Annotated in this window: 1 protein-coding gene; it reads right to left on the bottom strand. The window is 65.9% G+C overall.

The window, feature by feature from the left end:
- On the bottom strand, positions 1-1,274 hold a 1,274-nt coding region (locus BST10_RS23480), incomplete at its 3' end, for a PGRS repeat-containing protein (protein ID WP_341350372.1).
- Positions 1,275-1,311 lie beyond the last annotated feature (37 nt).

Here is a 1,311-nt window from a genome sequence, read left to right as displayed (position 1 = left end):
CCGTCACCGCCGTTGCCGCCGGCGCCACCATTACCCAGGTTTCCAGCATCACCACCACGCCCACCAGCACCACCAGAGGCGCCAGCAGTCGTCGCACTGAACCCGTCACCACCAGCACCACCATTACCGCCACTGGTCGCCGCCGCACCACCGGCACCGGCCACACCCGCGTCACCACCGCGGCCACCAGCACCACCATCAATAGTCGTGGCGTCACCATCAGCACCAGCACCACCATTGCCACCAGCACCGGCATCACCACCAACACCAGCAGCACCGCCAACACCGGCGGCACCGGAGCTGCCGATCAAGCCACCCGAGCCCCCAGCACCCGCCTTGCCGGCCGCACCAGCAGCACCACCATCGCCACCATGACCAGCATCACCACCATCAGCACCGGCCTCGGTGGCATCCACACCATCGCCACCATCACCACCGGCACCACCATTGCCGCCGGCACCACCATTGCCACCAGCGCCACCCGAACCGATGAACCACGAACCCTTACCACCAGCGCCACCATTGCCACCAGCGCCACCATTGCCACCAGCCAGACCATTCAGGCCCGCCGCGCCAGCCGCCCCAGCCAGGCCGGCCAGGCCATCACCACCATCACCACCATTACCGCCGACGCCATACATAAACCCGGCCCCGGCACCACCGGCACCACCATGGCCACCCAACTCACCACCGGCGCCGCCGTCACCACCAACACCCATCCACCAGCCACCAGCACCGCCGGCACCACCAGAACCACCGGCCAAGCCCGCACCACCGGCGCCACCATCGCCGAACATCCCCGCGGCGCCACCGACACCACCGGTGCCATCAGCAGCGGTACCACCGGCACCACCATCACCGAACCACAACCCACCAGCACCACCAGCAGCCTCAGCCAGCGTGCCGCCATCCTCACCGTCGGCACCATTGCCGATCAACATCGTCCCGAACCCGAACAAGTTGATAAACGACGCGACTTCAGACCCAAACGGACTCAAAATGAAGTCCTGCCCCCAGTCATGCAACGGGGTATAGAACAACGAACCGAACCAGTCATCAGCAGCCGCCGAACCCGGCACACCGGCCACCGACGCATCAAAACTCAACCCCACATTGGACAGCAACGGCTCCCACGAATCCGCATCAAACAACGTCTCCCACGACGACGCCTGACCCAAATCCTCCAGCGCCCCAGCCAAATCCGCACCGAACAGGTCAACAACCCAATCCAGCTCATCAGCCTTGGCCACCGGCGCAGCCGCCAACGGCGCCATCCCAAACGCCAAAAACGCCCCCACCGCACTACCGGCG

Origin of the sequence: Mycolicibacter algericus DSM 45454 (genome assembly GCF_002086455.1) — a bacterium.
Classification (GTDB): domain Bacteria; phylum Actinomycetota; class Actinomycetes; order Mycobacteriales; family Mycobacteriaceae; genus Mycobacterium; species Mycobacterium algericum.
The sequence above is the reverse complement of the archived record's forward strand: the minus strand, read 5'-3'. Positions and strand labels throughout refer to the sequence as shown.